The 15,361-nt window shown below is 71.8% G+C and carries 10 protein-coding genes and 1 pseudogene; 3 read left to right on the top strand and 8 right to left on the bottom strand.

Annotated elements, in window-relative coordinates; genetic code table 11:
• Positions 1–482: 482 nt before the first annotated feature.
• The 7 genes and pseudogenes from mraY to mraZ all read right to left on the bottom strand — a co-directional run bounded on the left by mraY (position 483) and on the right by mraZ (position 9,170).
• A complete protein-coding gene (gene mraY, locus ABZ406_RS21735; RefSeq protein WP_354945338.1) occupies positions 483–1,607 on the bottom strand; it encodes a phospho-N-acetylmuramoyl-pentapeptide-transferase in 1,125 nt (374 codons plus the stop codon).
• On the bottom strand, positions 1,604–3,001 hold the full coding sequence (gene murF / locus ABZ406_RS21730; RefSeq protein ID WP_357764408.1) for a UDP-N-acetylmuramoyl-tripeptide--D-alanyl-D-alanine ligase: 1,398 nt from the start codon (positions 2,999–3,001) through the stop codon (positions 1,604–1,606). The genes mraY and murF overlap by 4 nt, the downstream gene beginning before the upstream one ends.
• Positions 2,998–4,560, bottom strand: a complete 1,563-nt coding sequence (locus ABZ406_RS21725) for a UDP-N-acetylmuramoyl-L-alanyl-D-glutamate--2,6-diaminopimelate ligase (RefSeq protein WP_357764405.1) — start codon at positions 4,558–4,560, stop codon at positions 2,998–3,000. The genes murF and ABZ406_RS21725 overlap by 4 nt, the downstream gene beginning before the upstream one ends.
• 52 nt (positions 4,561–4,612) lie before the next feature.
• Complete coding sequence (locus tag ABZ406_RS21720) at positions 4,613–6,823, bottom strand: penicillin-binding protein 2 (protein WP_357764402.1); 2,211 nt, start codon at positions 6,821–6,823, stop codon at positions 4,613–4,615.
• A 3-nt stretch (positions 6,824–6,826) separates the two neighbouring features.
• Positions 6,827–7,432, bottom strand: a complete 606-nt coding sequence (locus ABZ406_RS21715) for a hypothetical protein (RefSeq protein ID WP_357764399.1) — start codon at positions 7,430–7,432, stop codon at positions 6,827–6,829.
• A pseudogene (rsmH, locus tag ABZ406_RS21710) lies at positions 7,422–8,532 on the bottom strand (16S rRNA (cytosine(1402)-N(4))-methyltransferase RsmH). The gene ABZ406_RS21715 and the pseudogene rsmH overlap by 11 nt, the downstream one beginning before the upstream one ends.
• A gap of 206 nt (positions 8,533–8,738) precedes the next feature.
• Positions 8,739–9,170 carry a division/cell wall cluster transcriptional repressor MraZ gene (mraZ, locus tag ABZ406_RS21705; protein WP_357764397.1) on the bottom strand — a complete coding sequence of 144 codons (432 nt, stop codon included), beginning with the start codon at positions 9,168–9,170 and terminating at the stop codon, positions 8,739–8,741.
• A gap of 354 nt (positions 9,171–9,524) precedes the next feature.
• Here mraZ and ABZ406_RS21700 point away from each other — a divergent pair, with 354 nt between their 5' ends.
• From ABZ406_RS21700 to ABZ406_RS21690, 3 genes are read left to right on the top strand one after another with little or no spacing between them, the layout of a single operon-like run.
• Positions 9,525–10,772, top strand: coding sequence for a MurT ligase domain-containing protein (locus ABZ406_RS21700; protein WP_357764654.1), 1,248 nt, complete (start codon positions 9,525–9,527; stop codon positions 10,770–10,772).
• The gene (locus ABZ406_RS21695) at positions 10,762–11,481 is read left to right on the top strand and encodes a glutamine amidotransferase (protein WP_357764394.1); all 720 of its coding nucleotides are present in this window, start codon (positions 10,762–10,764) and stop codon (positions 11,479–11,481) included. Before ABZ406_RS21700 ends, ABZ406_RS21695 begins: the two co-directional genes overlap by 11 nt.
• Entirely contained in the window at positions 11,478–12,164 is a 687-nt protein-coding gene (locus ABZ406_RS21690) for a VTT domain-containing protein (protein ID WP_357764391.1), read from the top strand. The genes ABZ406_RS21695 and ABZ406_RS21690 overlap by 4 nt, the downstream gene beginning before the upstream one ends.
• 163 nt (positions 12,165–12,327) lie before the next feature.
• On the opposite strand, the gene leuS is transcribed toward ABZ406_RS21690, so the two are convergent.
• The gene (gene leuS / locus ABZ406_RS21685) at positions 12,328–15,168 is read right to left on the bottom strand and encodes a leucine--tRNA ligase (protein ID WP_357764388.1); all 2,841 of its coding nucleotides are present in this window, start codon (positions 15,166–15,168) and stop codon (positions 12,328–12,330) included.
• Positions 15,169–15,361: the final 193 nt, after the last annotated feature.

Here is a 15,361-nt window from a genome sequence, read left to right as displayed (position 1 = left end):
CGCTGCGCCGGGCTCACGCGCCCCCGACCCGGCCTCGCGGTCGCGAGCCCTCGGCCCAGCCTCCCGCGCCCCCGACCCGGACTCACGGGCCCCAGACCCGGACTCACGGGCCGCCGACCCAGCCTTGCGGACCCCCGACCCGGACTCGCGGGCCGCCGCGCCGGGCTGCGGGCCGCGCGCCGCGGCAGTCGATGGCGTACGCGCCGCGCTCGGCGACCGTCGCGGCCGTCCGGCAGTTCCATCCTCGGTGCCGATATCCTCCCCCACCCCGACATCATCACCGCTGAACACGCCCCACCGCCCCACAACGCCCCACCGGGCGTGTCGAACCCTGCCCCGCCCCCGTACTGCCCCGCGCCCCCGTACCGCCCTCACCCACCCCCGGGTGCGTCGATCTTGCACTTTCGGTGCCGACGAAACGGTCATAAGAAGACGTTCCGACATCCGAAAGTGCAAGATCGACGGGGTGGGGGCGGGGCAGGTCAGGTCATGTTGGCGAGGAACTCGCTGTAGAACAGGCCCAGGGCGATGGCCACGCCGATGCCGGCGATGATCCAGAAACGCACCACGATGTTGACCTCGCTCCAGCCGGCCAGCTCGAAGTGGTGCTGGAGCGGAGACATCCGGAACACCCGTTTACCCGTGGTCTTGAAGGAGATGATCTGGATCACCACGGACATCGTGATGATCACGAAGAGCCCGCCGATGATCGGCAGCAGCAGGATGGTGCGGGTGGACATCGCCATGCCGGCGATCAGACCGCCCAGCCCCAGCGCCCCGGTGTCGCCCATGAAGATCCGCGCCGGGGAGGTGTTCCACCACAGGAAGCCCACACAGGCCCCGGCCGCGGCCCCGGCTATCAGCGCGATCTCCAACGGGTCGCGGACCTCGTAGCAGTACGGCTGGGTGTAGTTCGGGTCGGCGCACCAGTGCCGGTACTGCCAGAACGCGATGAGCGCGTACGCGGCGAGCACCATCACCGACGCGCCGGTGGCGAGGCCGTCCAGGCCGTCGGTGAGGTTGACGCCGTTCGTCGCGGCCATCACCACGAAGATGAAGATGATCACCGCGCCGACCTTGCTGACCTCCAGGAAGTCGATGTCCCGGATGAAGCTCAGCGTGGTGCTGCCCACCGTCTCGGTGTTGGTCGCCAGGCCCGAACCGTTCGTCATGGTGCTCGGGAACCACAGGGCGATCACCCCGAAGACCGCACCGACCAGGATCTGCCCGAGCAACTTGCCGCGCTTGTTCAGCCCGGCGCTGTTGCGCTTGCGCACCTTGAGGAAGTCGTCGAGGAAACCCACGGCGCCGGAGAAGACCATCAGCCCCAGCAGCACCAGTGCGGTGATGGTCGGTTCCACCTGGGCGATCTGCTGGTCCGGCAGGGTGGTCAGGGCGAGGTGCCCGGCCACGTACGCGATCACGGTGGCCAGGATGAAGACCACGCCGCCCATCGTGGGCGTGCCCTTCTTGCCCTGGTGCATCGCGGGGCCGTCGGACCGGATCGGCTGACCGGCCTTGAGCCGGGTGAACACCTTGATCGCGATCGGGGTGCCGAACAGCGAGACGATGAAGGCCACCCCGATGGCGACGATGATCGCCCTCATCGGGTCGGCTCCCCACCGGCGTCGGCGCGCAGGGCGTCGGCCACCTCCCAGGTCCGGTACCGGGAACCCTTGACCAGGACGACGTCACCCGGTCGTAGCTCGCTCCGCAGCACCTCGACGGCCGCCGCCTGATCGGTGAGCAGCACCGACTCTCCTCCCCAGTTTGCTACAGCTGTCGCGCCTTCGTGGATCGGCGCGGCCGGCTCACCCACCACGAGCAGCCGGTCGACACCGAGCTCGGCCGCGAGTTGGCCGACCTCGGCGTGGCCGTCGTACTCGAACGGGCCCAGCTCGGCCATGTAACCAAGCACCGCGACGGTACGCCGCCCCTGACCCATGCTGGCCAGCGCCCGTAGGGCGACCGCCATCGAGGCCGGGTTGGCGTTGTACGAATCGTCGACCACTGTCACCCCGTCGGGGCGGTCGAAGACGTCCATCCGACGGGTCGAGACCAGCCCCAGCTCGCCGAGGGCGGTGGCCAGCTCGGTCAGCGGCATGCCCAGCTCCCGGGCGACCGCCGCCGCCGCGAGCGTGTTGCCGACCTGGTGGCGGCCGGCCAGTCGCAGCCGCACGGGCGCGCGCCCCTCCGGGGTGACCAGGGTGTACGAGGGGTGCCCCCGCTCGTCGAGCGTCACGTCCTCGGCGCGCACGTCGGCGTCGGGCGCCTCGCCGTAGCGGACCACCCGGGCCTGCGTACGGCTCGCCATCGCGTCCACCCGGTGGTCGTCGGCGTTGAGCACGGCCAGCCCGTCCGGCGGTAGCGCCTCGACCAGCTCGCCCTTGGCCTGGGCGATGGCGTCCTGCGAGCCGAACTCGCCGATGTGCGAGGTGCCGACGTTGAGCACCACGGAGATCCGGGGCGGCACCAGCTCACACAGGTACCGCACGTGCCCGATTCCGCGCGCCCCCTTCTCCATCACCAGGTAACGGGTGGCCGGGTCAGCTTGCAGGGCGGTGTACGGGTGCCCCAGCTCGTTGTTGAACGAGCCGGGTGGCGCCACAGTGGCTCCGAGTCGGGTGGTGAGCTGACCGATGAGGTCCTTCGTGGTGGTCTTGCCGGACGAGCCGGTCACGCCGATCACGGTCAGCCCGGGCAGCCGGTCCACCGCGGCGCGGGCCAGTCGGCCCATCGCGGCGAGGGCGTCGTCGACGAGCACCATCGGCACCCCGGGCACCGCACGGCTGCCGAGCACCGCCACCGCGCCAGCCTGGATCGCCGTCGCCGCGTAGTCGTGCCCGTCGACCTTCTCCCCCGGAAAGGCCACGAATAGCGAGCCGGGGCCGACCTTGCGCGAGTCGAACTCCACCGAACCGGTGACGGTGGCCTCCGGGTCGGCGTTGACCAGCCGTCCGTCGACGGCCGCGGCCACCTCGGCCAGGCTCAGCGTGATCACCGCTGACCCGCCAGGTCCCCGAAGCGGGCCCGCAGCGCCTCGGCCAACTCGATGCTGTCGTCGAACGGAAGCACCTGGCCCGCCACCTCCTGGCCGCGCTCGTGGCCCTTGCCGAGCAGCGCGATCACGTCGCCCGGCTCGGCCAGCCGCACCGCCTCGTCGATCGCGGCGCGGCGGCCCGCCACCTCGACGATCCGCGCGGCGGTGCCGGCCCGGTACGCCCCGGCGAGCACCTCGGCGCGGATCTCCCCCGGGTCCTCGGTGCGCGGGTTGTCGTCGGTCACCAGCACCACGTCGGCTCCCTCCGCCGCGGCGGCGCCCATCACCGGCCGCTTGCCCCGGTCCCGGTCCCCACCGGCGCCGATCACACAGATCAGTCGGCCGGCGCTCAACTCGCGCAGGGCGGCGAGCGCGGCGACGATCGCGTCCGACTTGTGCGCGTAGTCGACCACCCCGCGCACCGGCGCGGCCACGTCGACCAACTCCAGCCGGCCCGGGACGCCCCCGCAGGCGGCCACCCCGTCCGCCGCGGTCACCGGGTCCACCCCGGCACCGACCAGTGCGGCGATGGCCAGCAGCGCGTTCGCCACGTTGTGCCGGCCGGGCAGGGCGACACCGGCGGACACGGCCACGCCGTCCGGGCCGTGCGCGGTGAACCGCTGCGCGTACCCCTCGCCGTCCACCCCGTCGGCCCACCAGGTCGCGCCCTGGTCACCGACCGCCGAGTAGGTGACGGTCGTCGGCTTGAGCAGCGGCTTCAACGCCGGGTCGTCGTGGTTGAGCACCTCGACGGCGCAGCGCCCGTCGAACAGCTGGGCCTTCGCGGCGAAGTAGTCGTCGCTGTCGGCGTGGAAGTCAAGGTGGTCGGAGCCGAAGTTGGTGTAACCGCCGACAGCGAACCGCACACCGCCCACCCGGCCCATGGCCAGCGCGTGGCTGGAGACCTCCATGACCACGGCGGTCACCCCACGCTCCCGTGCGGTGGCGAGCATGGCGTGCAGGTCGGTCGCCTCGGGGGTGGTACGCACACTGTCGATCACCAGGTCACCGAGCCGCGTCTCCACGGTGCCGACCAGGCCGGTGGTGTGCCCGGCCGCGCGCAGCCCCGACTCGATCAGGTAGGCGGTGGACGTCTTGCCGGCGGTGCCGGTCACGCCGATCACGGTGAGGTCGGCGCTGGGGTCGCCGTACACGGCCGAGGCCAGCTCGCCGAGCACCGCGCGCGGGTCGGGCACCACCAGGGCGGGCAGGCCGGAAGCCGCCGTCAACTCCGCGCCTGCCGGGTCGGTCAGCATCGCCACGGCACCCGCCTCGGCGGCGGCGGCAGCGAACTCCGCGCCGTGCCGACGGGCACCGGGCAGCGCCGCGTACAGGTCGCCGGAGCGAACCTCCTGGCTGGCGTGGGTGACCCCGGAGACGACCACCGCGGCGGCGTCCGCCGCAAGGTCGACGGCGAGCCGGACGGCGAGATCACCGAGCCGGACTCCGGTCACGGTACGTGGACGTGGATTGCCGGGCACGGCGTCAGACCCTACCCCGTCGTCCGGTTCCGGCCGCACAGCCGCCCCGGTGGTTCGTCGGCACTCACCGATGATGTCCCGCCATCGCTGCTCAGCGCGGATAGACCACGAACTTGGGCGCGGATCCGCCGGTGGAGGGCGGCACCCGATAGTGACGCAGAGTGAACTGCATCATGTCGCGGAACGCTGGACTGGCGATGGCCGCGCCCCCGCCGTCGGGTGCATACACGAAGACGGCGATCACATAGCGGGGGTTCTCGGCGGGGGCCATCCCGATGAACGAGGACACCTCACCCGGCTGCTTCTTGCCGTTCACCAACCGCCACCCGGTGCCGGTCTTGCCGGCGACCCGGTAGCCCGGAACCGCGGCGGTGACGCCGGTGGCGCCGTCGACGGTCGTGACCGCCTCCAGCATGGTGCGCAGGGCCGCCGCGTTCTGCGGACTGAGCACCGACCGGGTGACCGGGGCCGGCGCCGGTGTGCGCTTGCCGTCCGGGCCGATCATCTCCTTGACCAGGTGCGGCTGCACGTAGGTGCCATTGTTGGCGATGGCCGCGTACGCGGCGGCCATCTGCAGCGGGGTGGCGTCGACGCTGTGCCCGATCGGCACCGACCCGTGCGACGAACCGCTCCACTCGTCGGCCGGCAGCAGTCGCCCGCTGGCCTCCCCGGGCATCCCCTCGCCGGTGGGCTTACCCAGCCCGAAACGCTTCTGGTAGTCGATGAGCCGGTCCTTGCCGAGCTGCTCGGCGATCGTGATGGTGCCGACGTTCGACGAGTAGGCGAGCATGCCCGGCACGCTCATCCGTCTGCCGTTGGCCGGGTGCGTGTCGGAGAACCAGGTGTCACCCATCTTGATGCTGTTGGCGATGGGCAGCGCCGTGTCCGGGGTGATGACCCCCTCCTGCAGCGCCGCACCGTAGGTGATCGCCTTGTGCACCGAGCCGGGGTCGACCACGAAGCTGGTTGCGGCGTCCTCCCGGGCGACCGGGTCACTGGGCGTCGGCTTCGCCGCGTCGTAGGTGGGGTTGCTGGCCTGGGCCAGCACCGCGCCCGAGGGAATCTCGATGATCACGGCCGCACCGGTGCCGCCCGGTGCCTGGGCCATGCCGGCGCTGAGGATCTGCTGCGTCCGGAACTGGAGGTCGCCGTTGACGGTGAGGGCGATCGAACTTCCCGGCTTGGCCACAGTGGTCCGGCTGTAGCCGCCCGGGATCGGCGCGGCGAGGTCGCCGAGGCCGGCCTCGTACACCCGCTTGCCGTCCTGACCGGCGAGCACGTCGTCGTACCGGGCCTCCAGCCCTTCCAACCCGTCCATGTCCTGGCTGGTGAAGCCGATCAGGTTGGCCGCGAGGTCACCGCCGGGCACCTCCCGGCGCTCGTCGCGGTGCACCCCGATGCCGGGCAGTTCCAGCGCCTGCACCCGCTTGGCGGTCGGGACATCCACCCCCCGGGCCAGATAGCCGAACGTGGACTCCTTGCCGTTCTCCAGCTTGCGCGGCTTCATCTGTTCCATGAGCTTCGACACCGGGATGCCGAGCAGCGGGGAGAGCGCCTTGGCGACGCCCGGCGGGTCCTCCACCTCGGTCGGATCGGCGAACACGTACCGTGCCTCGACACTGCGGGCCAGCGGCGCGCCGGTGCTGTCGTAGATCGCACCCCGGGGCGCCGGCAGTTCGACGGTGCGGAGGCGGTCGGCGGTGCCGCCCCCGGCGTACGCCGGAGCGTCGACAGCCTGGAGGAAGATCAGCCGGATGCCGATGACGGCGAACAGGGTGAGCGCGAGCACTGTGCCCAGCCGCAGCCGCAGCCGCGAGTCGGCCAGCTTCGGCGGGCGTCGTGGCTTGCGGGACGGCCGGCGGGCCGCCGGTCGGTCGGTGCGCCGGGGCGCGCGGGGCGTGGTCCGGCGACGCGGCGGGGGCTCGTCCCCACCCGGGGCACGGGGGGTACGCGGGGCGACGGTGCGCACCACCTGACCGCGTCCGGCCGCGGGAGCGTCACGCCGGCCGGCCCGGGCGGCGGCCCGGCCGCCGTCGAGCACCTGCAACGCCGGCCGGAACGGGTCACCGGACCGGTTGCTGCTGCGCGGGGTACGCCGCTGCTCGGCGCCCTGGCCGCGGGCCGGTACGGCGCGCTCCTCGCGGACCGTCCGACCCCTCGGGGTGTACGCCCGGGCGCCGGAGATGCCTCCGATGCCCGGCTCGCCGGTGCGCGACTCACCGTCACCGGAACGGGCATCACGCGCAGAACCGCGCCGGGACCCCGAAGGGTCCCGGCGCGGTTCGTCCGACCTCTGTGGCACCGGTCAGCCTCCCGCACCCTGGCTGGTCACCGACGGCTGGCCGGTCGCCGGCTGCGGCACGCCGATGGTCTTGCCGTCCGGTAGCCGGATGTAGCCCGGCTCACCCGCGTCGACAAGGCCCAGCCGCCGCGCCTCGGCGGTCAGGTTGCCCGGCGCCTTGGACTCGGCGATCTGCTTGTCGAGTTGCTGCTTCTCCAGGTCCAGTCGAGCCTGCTGCTGCTGCAACCGCTCGAGCCGGAACGCGTTCTCATTGATCTTCGTGTTGACGGCCAGGATGCCCAGCACCCCACCGACCACCAGCACCACGATCAGTGCCGCGAACGGCGCACGCGGCACCGAGATCGGCGCCGGCGGTGCCACCCGCAGCCGCGGCGGACGGGCGCTGGTGGCGCTGGCGGCCTTCTCGACCGGCCGCAGCGCCGCGCTGCCCTGAGTCGGGAACTCGCGCGCCCCCCGGGCGCGAGTCTCCCCCTGCCGGTTCACTCGATCGATGCGTGACGTACCGTTACCGAGGCGCGGAGCCCGCTCCGCCGCGATCCGGCCCCCCGACCGCGGTGCGCGCTGGCCGCCGCCGGTGACGTCCCGGCGGTCGCGCTTGTCAATGCTCATGTCCCTCCCCCTCAACATCCGTCCCTCTAGCCGTGCCGGTGCCCCTGACCCCCCACGGATCAGGCGGACCCCGTGCCCGGTTGGTGCATTCCCTTCACCCGTCGGCGAGACCGTTCGCGGTCGGTCCGCCAGTGCTCTGTCGCGTCCGGGTCGAGCCGCTCCGCGGCCCGCAGCCGCACCGAGGCGGCGCGCGGGTTCGCGGCGACCTCCGCCTCCCCGGGCAGTTCGGCGCCCCGGCTGAGCAGCCGGAACGTCGGACCGGACCCGGGAAGCTCGACCGGAAGGTCGATCGGGCCCTTACTGCGGACCCGATCCGTGAGTGCCGCCTTGGTGAGCCTGTCCTCCAGCGAGTGGTAGGACAGGACCACCATGCGACCGCCCACTGTCAGTGCGTCGAGCGCAGATGGCAACGCTGTCTCCAGCGCTGCCAACTCTCTGTTTACCTCGATCCGTAAAGCCTGAAACGTTCTCTTTGCCGGGTGCCCACCCGTTCGTCGGGCTGGCGCCGGAATGGAGTCCCGAACCAGCTCCGCCAGGAGCGCGGACGAGGTGATCCGCTCCCGCTCCCGCTGCCGGATGATCGCCGAGGCGATCCGACCCGCGAACTTCTCCTCGCCGTACACCCGCAGCACCCGGGCCAGGTCCGGATGCGCGTACGTGTTGACCACCTCTTCGGCGGTCACCCCCCGGGTCTGGTCCATCCGCATGTCCAGCGGAGCGTCCTGGGCGTACGCGAACCCGCGGTCGGGCGCGTCGAGCTGCAACGACGAGACACCCAGGTCGAAAAGGATGCCGTCGATGGCCGGATAGCCCAGCCGGTCCAGTACGTCAGGCAACTCGTCGTAGACGGCGTGCTCCAGGTGCACCCGATCGGCGAACCGGGCCAGTCGGACCCGCGCGTGGGCGAGCGCCTCGGTGTCCCGGTCGAGCCCGATCAGGACCGTTTCGGGATTGGCCTCGAGCACCGCCTCCGCGTGCCCGGCCAGGCCGAGCGTCGCGTCGACGTGGACCGTCCGGCCGCCTCGACCCAGCGCGGGGGCCAACAGCTCGAGACACCGCTCGAGCAGCACCGGCACGTGCGTGCCGCGCAACTCCCCCATGATGACCCCCACTGGTTGAAACGTCCGTTCTCCTCGTGCGCCTGTCGTCGGACGGCGCTGCCGTCGTACCGCCAGATCCCCATCCGCTCCCGCCTGACACCGGACCGTCGTCCCATGTCTGGATCGTGCGCCTGGCACCGGGGAAGTGATGCCAGGAACTCGAAAGCGGCTGGAGATCTCGCAGTACGTCGGGCGCCGTTACCGCCCTACAGACCGCCGGGCAGCACCCCCTCCTCGATGTCGGCGAAGTCGTCTTCGCTCTCGGCGAGGTAGGTCTCCCAGGCGACCTTGTCCCAGATCTCCACCCGCGTGCTGGCGCCGATCACCACCAACTCGCGGTCCAGTGCGGCATAGGACCGCAGGTGGGCCGGGATCGTCACCCGACCCTGCTTGTCCGGAACCTCGTCGTGCGCGCTGGCGAAGAAGACACGGCTGTAGGCCCGGGCCGCCTTGTGCGTCATCGGCTGTGCGCGCAACTGCTCCGCGATCCGCTGGAACTCAGGGGTCGGGAAGACGTAGAGGCAGCGCTCCTGCCCTTTGGTGACCACGACACCCCCCGCCAGCTCGTCCCGGAACTTGGCCGGAAGGATCAACCGGCCCTTTTCGTCCAGGCGCGGAGTGTGGGTGCCGAGAAACACGGCCCAACCCCCTCGCCCCTGAGCGGCGTTCGCGGCGCCGCTGACCCCCCGGGCCGGTGAGCCCTCCCGGCCTCACCATTGGTCCCCACTCTACTCCACTTCCCTCCACCCGCAACCAAATTCGCCCGCGTGGCGCGCCTGACCCGACGGCAAAACCGCACGTCACAGGGGGTGGAGCGGAGTGGAGGGGTCCGGCCGCCCCCCGGCGTGGTCCGCTTTCCGACATAGATCGACTCCGTCCGGGGGACACCCACCCGGCCGCCCGCGCAACCACCACGGCCGAACGGTTCACCGTCGGCGGCGATCTGGTGAGGCCGGCGGTCCGGTAACCTCGCTCGCGTGACGGACGCGAAAATGCCCCTACGGGCCAAGGTGGCCAGCTCCGTGTCACGGACCGCCGCGGCGCTCTCCCGGGCGGCCGGCCGTGGCGACGGTTCGGTGATCGGCGGGTGGATCGGCCTGAAGATCGACCCGGACCTGCTGGCCCACCTGTCGGCCGGGCGCGCTATCGCGCTCGTCTCCGGCACCAACGGCAAGACCACCACCACCCGGTTGACCTCCGCCGCGGTCGGCGTGCTCGGCCGGGTCGCCACCAACTCCTTCGGCGCCAACATGCCCAGCGGGCACACCTCGGCGCTGGCCAAGGCCGGCAGCACCCCGTACGCGGTGCTCGAGGTCGACGAGCACTACCTGGCCCAGGTGCTGGAGGCGACCGAGCCGCACGTGGTCGCGCTGCTGAACCTCTCCCGCGACCAGCTCGACCGCGCCAAGGAGGTCGCCATGATGGCGCAGCTCTGGCGCGCGGCGCTGGTCCGGCACACCGACGTACGGGTGGTCGCCAACGCCGACGACCCGCTGGTGGTGTGGGCCGCCACCCCGCCCGGCGACCCCTCCCGGGGCATCAAGCCGCCGCACGTGACGTGGTTCAGTGCCGGCCAGCGCTGGCACGACGACTCCTGGGTCTGCCCGGAGTGCGGTTCCACCATCCAACGCTCGGGCGAGCAGTGGTGGTGCACCGGCTGCCCATTGCGGCGACCGGAGCCGCACTGGCTCGTCGAGGACGAGGGCGTGCTCGACCCCACCGGCGCCTGGCACAAGGTCTCCCTCCAGCTACCCGGCAAGGTCAACCTCGGCAACGCGGCGACCGCACTGGCGGTGGCCGCCGAGTTCGGCGTCCGCCCGGTCGACGCGGTGTCCCGCCTCGGCATCGTCACCTCGGTGGCCGGCCGCTACGCGCAGGTGAACAAGGACGGCCGCAACATCCGGCTGCTGCTGGCCAAGAACCCGGCCAGTTGGCTGGAGGCGTTCGACATGGCCGACGACGCGCCGACCCTGCTCTCCATCAACGCGCGCGACCCCGACGGTCTGGACACCTCCTGGCTCTACGATGTCGACTTCGCCCCGCTCCGCGGCCGGCAGGTGTTGATCACCGGCGACCGGGCCTACGACCTGGCGGTTCGACTGGACGTCAACGACGTGCCGTTCCAGCACGTCCGCACGTTCGACGACGCGCTCCGGTCGGTCCCGCCCGGGCGGCTGGAGGTCATCGCGAACTACACCGCGTTCCAGGACATCCGAGCGGAGTTGGACCGTGTCATCTGAGAGCCTGCGCATCGTCTGGATCTACCCCGACCTGCTCTCCACCTACGGAGACCGGGGCAACGCCCTGATCCTGGCCCGTCGGGCCCGTCAGCGGGGAATGCCTGTCGAGGTGTTGGAGGTCCGCTCCGACGAGCGGCTGCCCGCGACAGCCGACATCTACCTGGTCGGCGGGGGCGAGGACGGCCCGCAGGCGCTCGGCGCCCAGCGGCTTCTCGCCGACGGCGGCCTGCACCGCGCGGTCGCCCAGGGCTCGGTCGTGTTCGGCGTCTGCGCCGGTTACCAACTCCTCGGCACGTCCTTCTTCGCCAAGGGCGTGCAGTGCCGCGGGCTGGAGCTGCTCGACCTGAAGTCCGACCGGGGCGAGAGCCGGGCCGTGGGCGAGCTGGCCGGGGAGATCGACCCTCGGCTGGGCCTGCCGCCGCTGACCGGCTTCGAGAACCACGGCGGTCGTACCCACCTCGGTCCGGAGGTCTCCCCGCTGGCCCGGGTCACCGCCGGCGTGGGCAACGACGGGGCCACCGAGGGCGCCTGGCGCGGCAAGCTGCTGGGCACCTACTCGCACGGGCCGGCGCTGGCTCGTAACCCGGCCCTGGCCGACCTGCTGCTGCGCTGGGCCACCGGCGCACACCAGCTTCCCCCGTTGGACGACACCTGGTCGGACCGGCTCCGCAACGAGCGCCGCTCCGCGGTGGCCGCCGCCGGGGCATGATCCGTGCCGTCCGACGGCTGCTCCGGCAGCCGTCGGCCGCCCGCTTCGCCCTGCTGGTGCTGCTGATCGGTGGGTGCGGGCTCCTGCTGCTCCTGGTGCCCCGGCCGGATCCGGCGCAGCTCCCGCTGGTCGCCGACCGGCTGGGCGAATTCGCCCCGGTGGCGGCGATCCTCGGGGGCGCGCTGCTCCTCGTCGCGCTGGTACCCCGGACCTTCATCACGCTCGCGGCGGGCGCGATCTTCGGCCCCCTGGAGGGTGCGGCGTACGCCCTGGGAGCCGCGCTTGTGGCAGCGGCGATCGGGTTCACCGTCGGCCGGTTGCTCGGTAGGGATTTCGTCGCCGAACGGGTCCGCGGTCGGCTGGCCCGCCTCGACGGGTGGTTCGCCAGGCAGAGCGTGGTCGGCGTGGTCACCGTCCGGCTGCTGCCGATCGCCGGCTTCGGGCTGGTCAGCTACGGCTACGGCACGACCGGTGCCCGCGTCCTGCCCTTCCTGGCCGGCAGCGTGATCGCGTCCGCGCCGACCGCCTTCGGGTACGCGGCGATCGGCGCGGCGGTCAGCTCCCCCGGCCACGTCAACTGGTACGCCGCAGCCCCGGCCAGCCTCGGCCTGATCGCCAGTCTGGTCCTGGTCCACCAGTGGTGGCGCGCCGAACGCCGCCGCCGTCGCACCACACCGGTCTGACCATGCGCGAGCTGACCTGACCAGGTCCGCCCCCGTGGCCCCGCCGCGTCGGACGGCGTGATGACTCACAGACATCTTTATGTCTCTGAGTCATCACGCTCGTTCCAGTGTTCACGTCGGTGGACGTCACGGTGCGTGCCGCTCCCGACGCGGGGCACCGTTGTCAGGCGACGACCGAGACCATCCGACCCTTCACGACGATGACCTTGCGGGGTTCCTTGCCGCCCAGCGTCGCGGCCACCACGTCCAGGGCCGCCGCGCGGACGGTCTCCTCGGAGGCGTCGACGGGGACCTCGACGCGACCACGGACCTTGCCGTTGACCTGCACCGGGTAGGTCACCGTGTCGGCCACCAGCAGCGCCGGGTCGGCGGTCGGATAGTCCGCGTACGTCAGCGAGGTGTCGTGGCCCAGCTTGCGCCACAACTCCTCGGCCAGGTGCGGGGCGAACGGCGCCACCATCAGCACCAGCGGCTCGGCCACCTCGCGGGGCGTGGCCGACAGGCCGGTCAGCCCGTTGGTCAGCTGGATCAGCTTGGCGATCGCGGTGTTGAACCGGATGCCGTCCATGTCGCCACGGACGCCGTCGACCGTCTTGTGCAGCAGCCGGCGGGTCGCCTCGTCGGCCTGGTCCTCGGTGACCCGCAGCTCGCCGGTCTGCTCGTCGACGACAGCCCGCCACACCCGCTGCAGGAACCGGTACGAGCCGACCACCGCCCGCGTCTCCCAGGGGCGGGAGACCTCCAGCGGACCCATCGACATCTCGTACACCCGGAAGGTGTCCGCGCCGTACGCGGCGCACATGTCGTCGGGGGTCACCACGTTCTTCAGCGACTTGCCCATCTTGCCGTACTCGCGGTTGACCGCCAGGTCGCCCAGGTAGTAGGCCCCGTCGCGCTCGAAGACCTCCTCGGCCTGCACGTAACTGCCGCGCGAGTCGGTGTACGCGTACGCCTGGATCATGCCCTGGTTGAACAGCTTGCGGAACGGCTCGAACGACGACACGTGCCCCAGGTCGAACAGCACCTTGTGCCAGAACCGCGCGTACAGCAGGTGCAGCACGGCGTGCTCGGCGCCACCGACGTACAAGTCGGTGCCCCCGCAGTCACCGTCGGCGCGCGGGCCCATCCAGTACCGCTCGTTCTCCGCGTCGACGAACCGCTCGCTGTTCGTCGGGTCCAGGTAGCGCAGCTCGTACCAGCAGGAGCCGGCCCACTGCGGCATCACGTTGGTTTCCCGGGTGTAGCGCTTCGGCCCGTCACCCAGGTCCAGTTCGACCTCGACCCAGTCGCGCCGCCGCGACAGCGGGGTCTCCGGGTTGCTGTTGGCGTCGTCGGCCTCGAACGTCTTCGGGGAGAAGTCGTCCACCTCGGGCAGTTCGACGGGCAGCATCTCCTCGGGCAGGGCGATGGCCGCGCCGGTCTCGTCGTAGACGATCGGGAACGGTTCGCCCCAGTAGCGCTGCCGGGAGAACAGCCAGTCGCGCAGCCGGTAGGTCACCGCGCCGCTGCCGTGCCCGTTCGCCTCCAGCCAGGCGATGATCGCCGCCTTGGCGTCGGCGACCCCCAGGCCGTTCAGGTCCAGGCCGCGTTCGGGCGCGGCGCTGTTGATCGCCGGGCCGTCCCCGGTGTACGCCTTGCCGTCGAAGCCCTCCGCCGGCTGCACGGTACGCACGATGGGCAGCTCGAAGACCTCGGCGAACGCCCAGTCCCGCTCGTCCTGCGCCGGCACCGCCATGATCGCGCCGGTGCCGTAGCCGGCCAGCACGTAGTCCGCGATGAAGATCGGGATCTGCCCACCGGTGACCGGGTTCGTGGCGTACCCGCCGATGAAGACGCCGGTCTTCTCCTTGGTGTCGGACTGCCGCTCGACGTCGGTCTTGGCGGCCGCCGCCTTGCGGTACGCCTCGATGGCCTCCCGGGGGGTGGCGTGCCCACCGGTCCAGGCGTCCCTCGTGCCGTCCGGCCAGTTGGCCGGCGCCAGCGTGTCGACCAGCTCGTGCTCGGGCGCCAGCACCATGTAGGTGGCGCCGAAGACGGTGTCCGGCCGGGTCGTGAACACCCGCACCGGCGCCGCGCTGGTCGGGAAGTCGACGTGGGCGCCGGTGGAGCGGCCGATCCAGTTGCGCTGCATCAGCTTGATCGGCTCGGGCCAGTCCAGGCTGTCCAGATCGTCCAGCAGCCGGTCACCGTACGCGGTGATCCGCATCATCCACTGCTTCAGGTTGCGTTTGAAGACCGGGAAGTTGCCCCGGTCGGAGCGACCGTCGGCGGTGACCTCCTCGTTGGCCAGCACGGTGCCCAGCCCCGGGCACCAGTTGACCGGGGCCTGCGAGACGTACGCCAGGCGGTGGTCGTCGACGACCTGACGGCGCTCGGCGACGCTCAGCTCGGCCCAGGCGCGGCCGTCCGGGGTCTGCCTGTTGCCGCCCTCGAACTCGGCGATCAGCTCGGCGATCGGGCGGGCCCGGCCGGCGTCGCTGTCGTACCACGAGTTGAAGATCTGCAGGAAGATCCACTGGGTCCAGCGGTAGAAGTCGGTGTCGATGGTGGCAACCGAGCGACGCTCGTCGTGCGCCAGCCCCAGCCGGCGCAGCTGCGCCTTGTACCGCTCGATGTTCGCGACGGTTGTGGTCCGGGGGTGGGTGCCGGTCTGCACCGCGTACTGCTCGGCGGGCAGGCCGAACGCGTCGAAGCCCATCGCGTGCAGCACGTTGCGGCCGGCCATCCGCTGGTAGCGGGCGTAGCAGTCGGTGCCGATGTAGCCCAGTGGGTGGCCGACGTGCAGGCCCGCTCCGGAGGGGTACGGGAACATGTCCAGCACGTACAGCTTCTCCGCGCCGGCGCGGGGGTGGGTCGGGTCGGCCAACGGGCCGGTCGGGTTCGGTGCGTGGAAGGTGCCCTCGCGCGCCCAGGTGTCCTGCCAACGAATCTCGATCTCGTCGGCCAGGGCCGCGGTGTACCGGAACGGGGGAATGTCGCCCGCCGGTGCGGCTGCCTCACTCATCGTCTCTCCTCGCTTCGCTTCGCTTCGTCTCGGCACCACCGGGCCGGGCCGGCGGCGGGCACAAAAAAGCCCCTCGCGCAGGAGGGGCCGCCGTGCTGTCGCTGCGTTCAGCGCATCAGCACGGCCCGGTAAGAAGCAGGAAGACTCCGGCCATGCCCGCAGTGTACCTCGCCCACGGTCCGCCCTGCCGGCC

The sequence above is a fragment of the Micromonospora sp. NPDC005710 genome (assembly GCF_040630995.1).
Classification (GTDB): Bacteria; Actinomycetota; Actinomycetes; order Mycobacteriales; family Micromonosporaceae; genus Micromonospora.
The sequence above is the reverse complement of the archived record's forward strand: the minus strand, read 5'-3'. Positions and strand labels throughout refer to the sequence as shown.

Excerpts from the sequence above, each read along its gene's own strand:
- mraY (WP_354945338.1), bottom strand. The coding sequence starts at position 1,607 with ATGAGGGCGATCATCGTCGCCATCGGGGTGGCCTTCATCGTCTCGCTG.
- ABZ406_RS21715 (WP_357764399.1), bottom strand. The coding sequence starts at position 7,432 with ATGAGCATTGACAAGCGCGACCGCCGGGACGTCACCGGCGGCGGCCAG.
- ABZ406_RS21700 (WP_357764654.1), top strand. The coding sequence starts at position 9,525 with ATGCCCCTACGGGCCAAGGTGGCCAGCTCCGTGTCACGGACCGCCGCG.
- ABZ406_RS21690 (WP_357764391.1), top strand. The coding sequence starts at position 11,478 with ATGATCCGTGCCGTCCGACGGCTGCTCCGGCAGCCGTCGGCCGCCCGC.
- leuS (WP_357764388.1), bottom strand. The coding sequence starts at position 15,168 with ATGAGTGAGGCAGCCGCACCGGCGGGCGACATTCCCCCGTTCCGGTAC.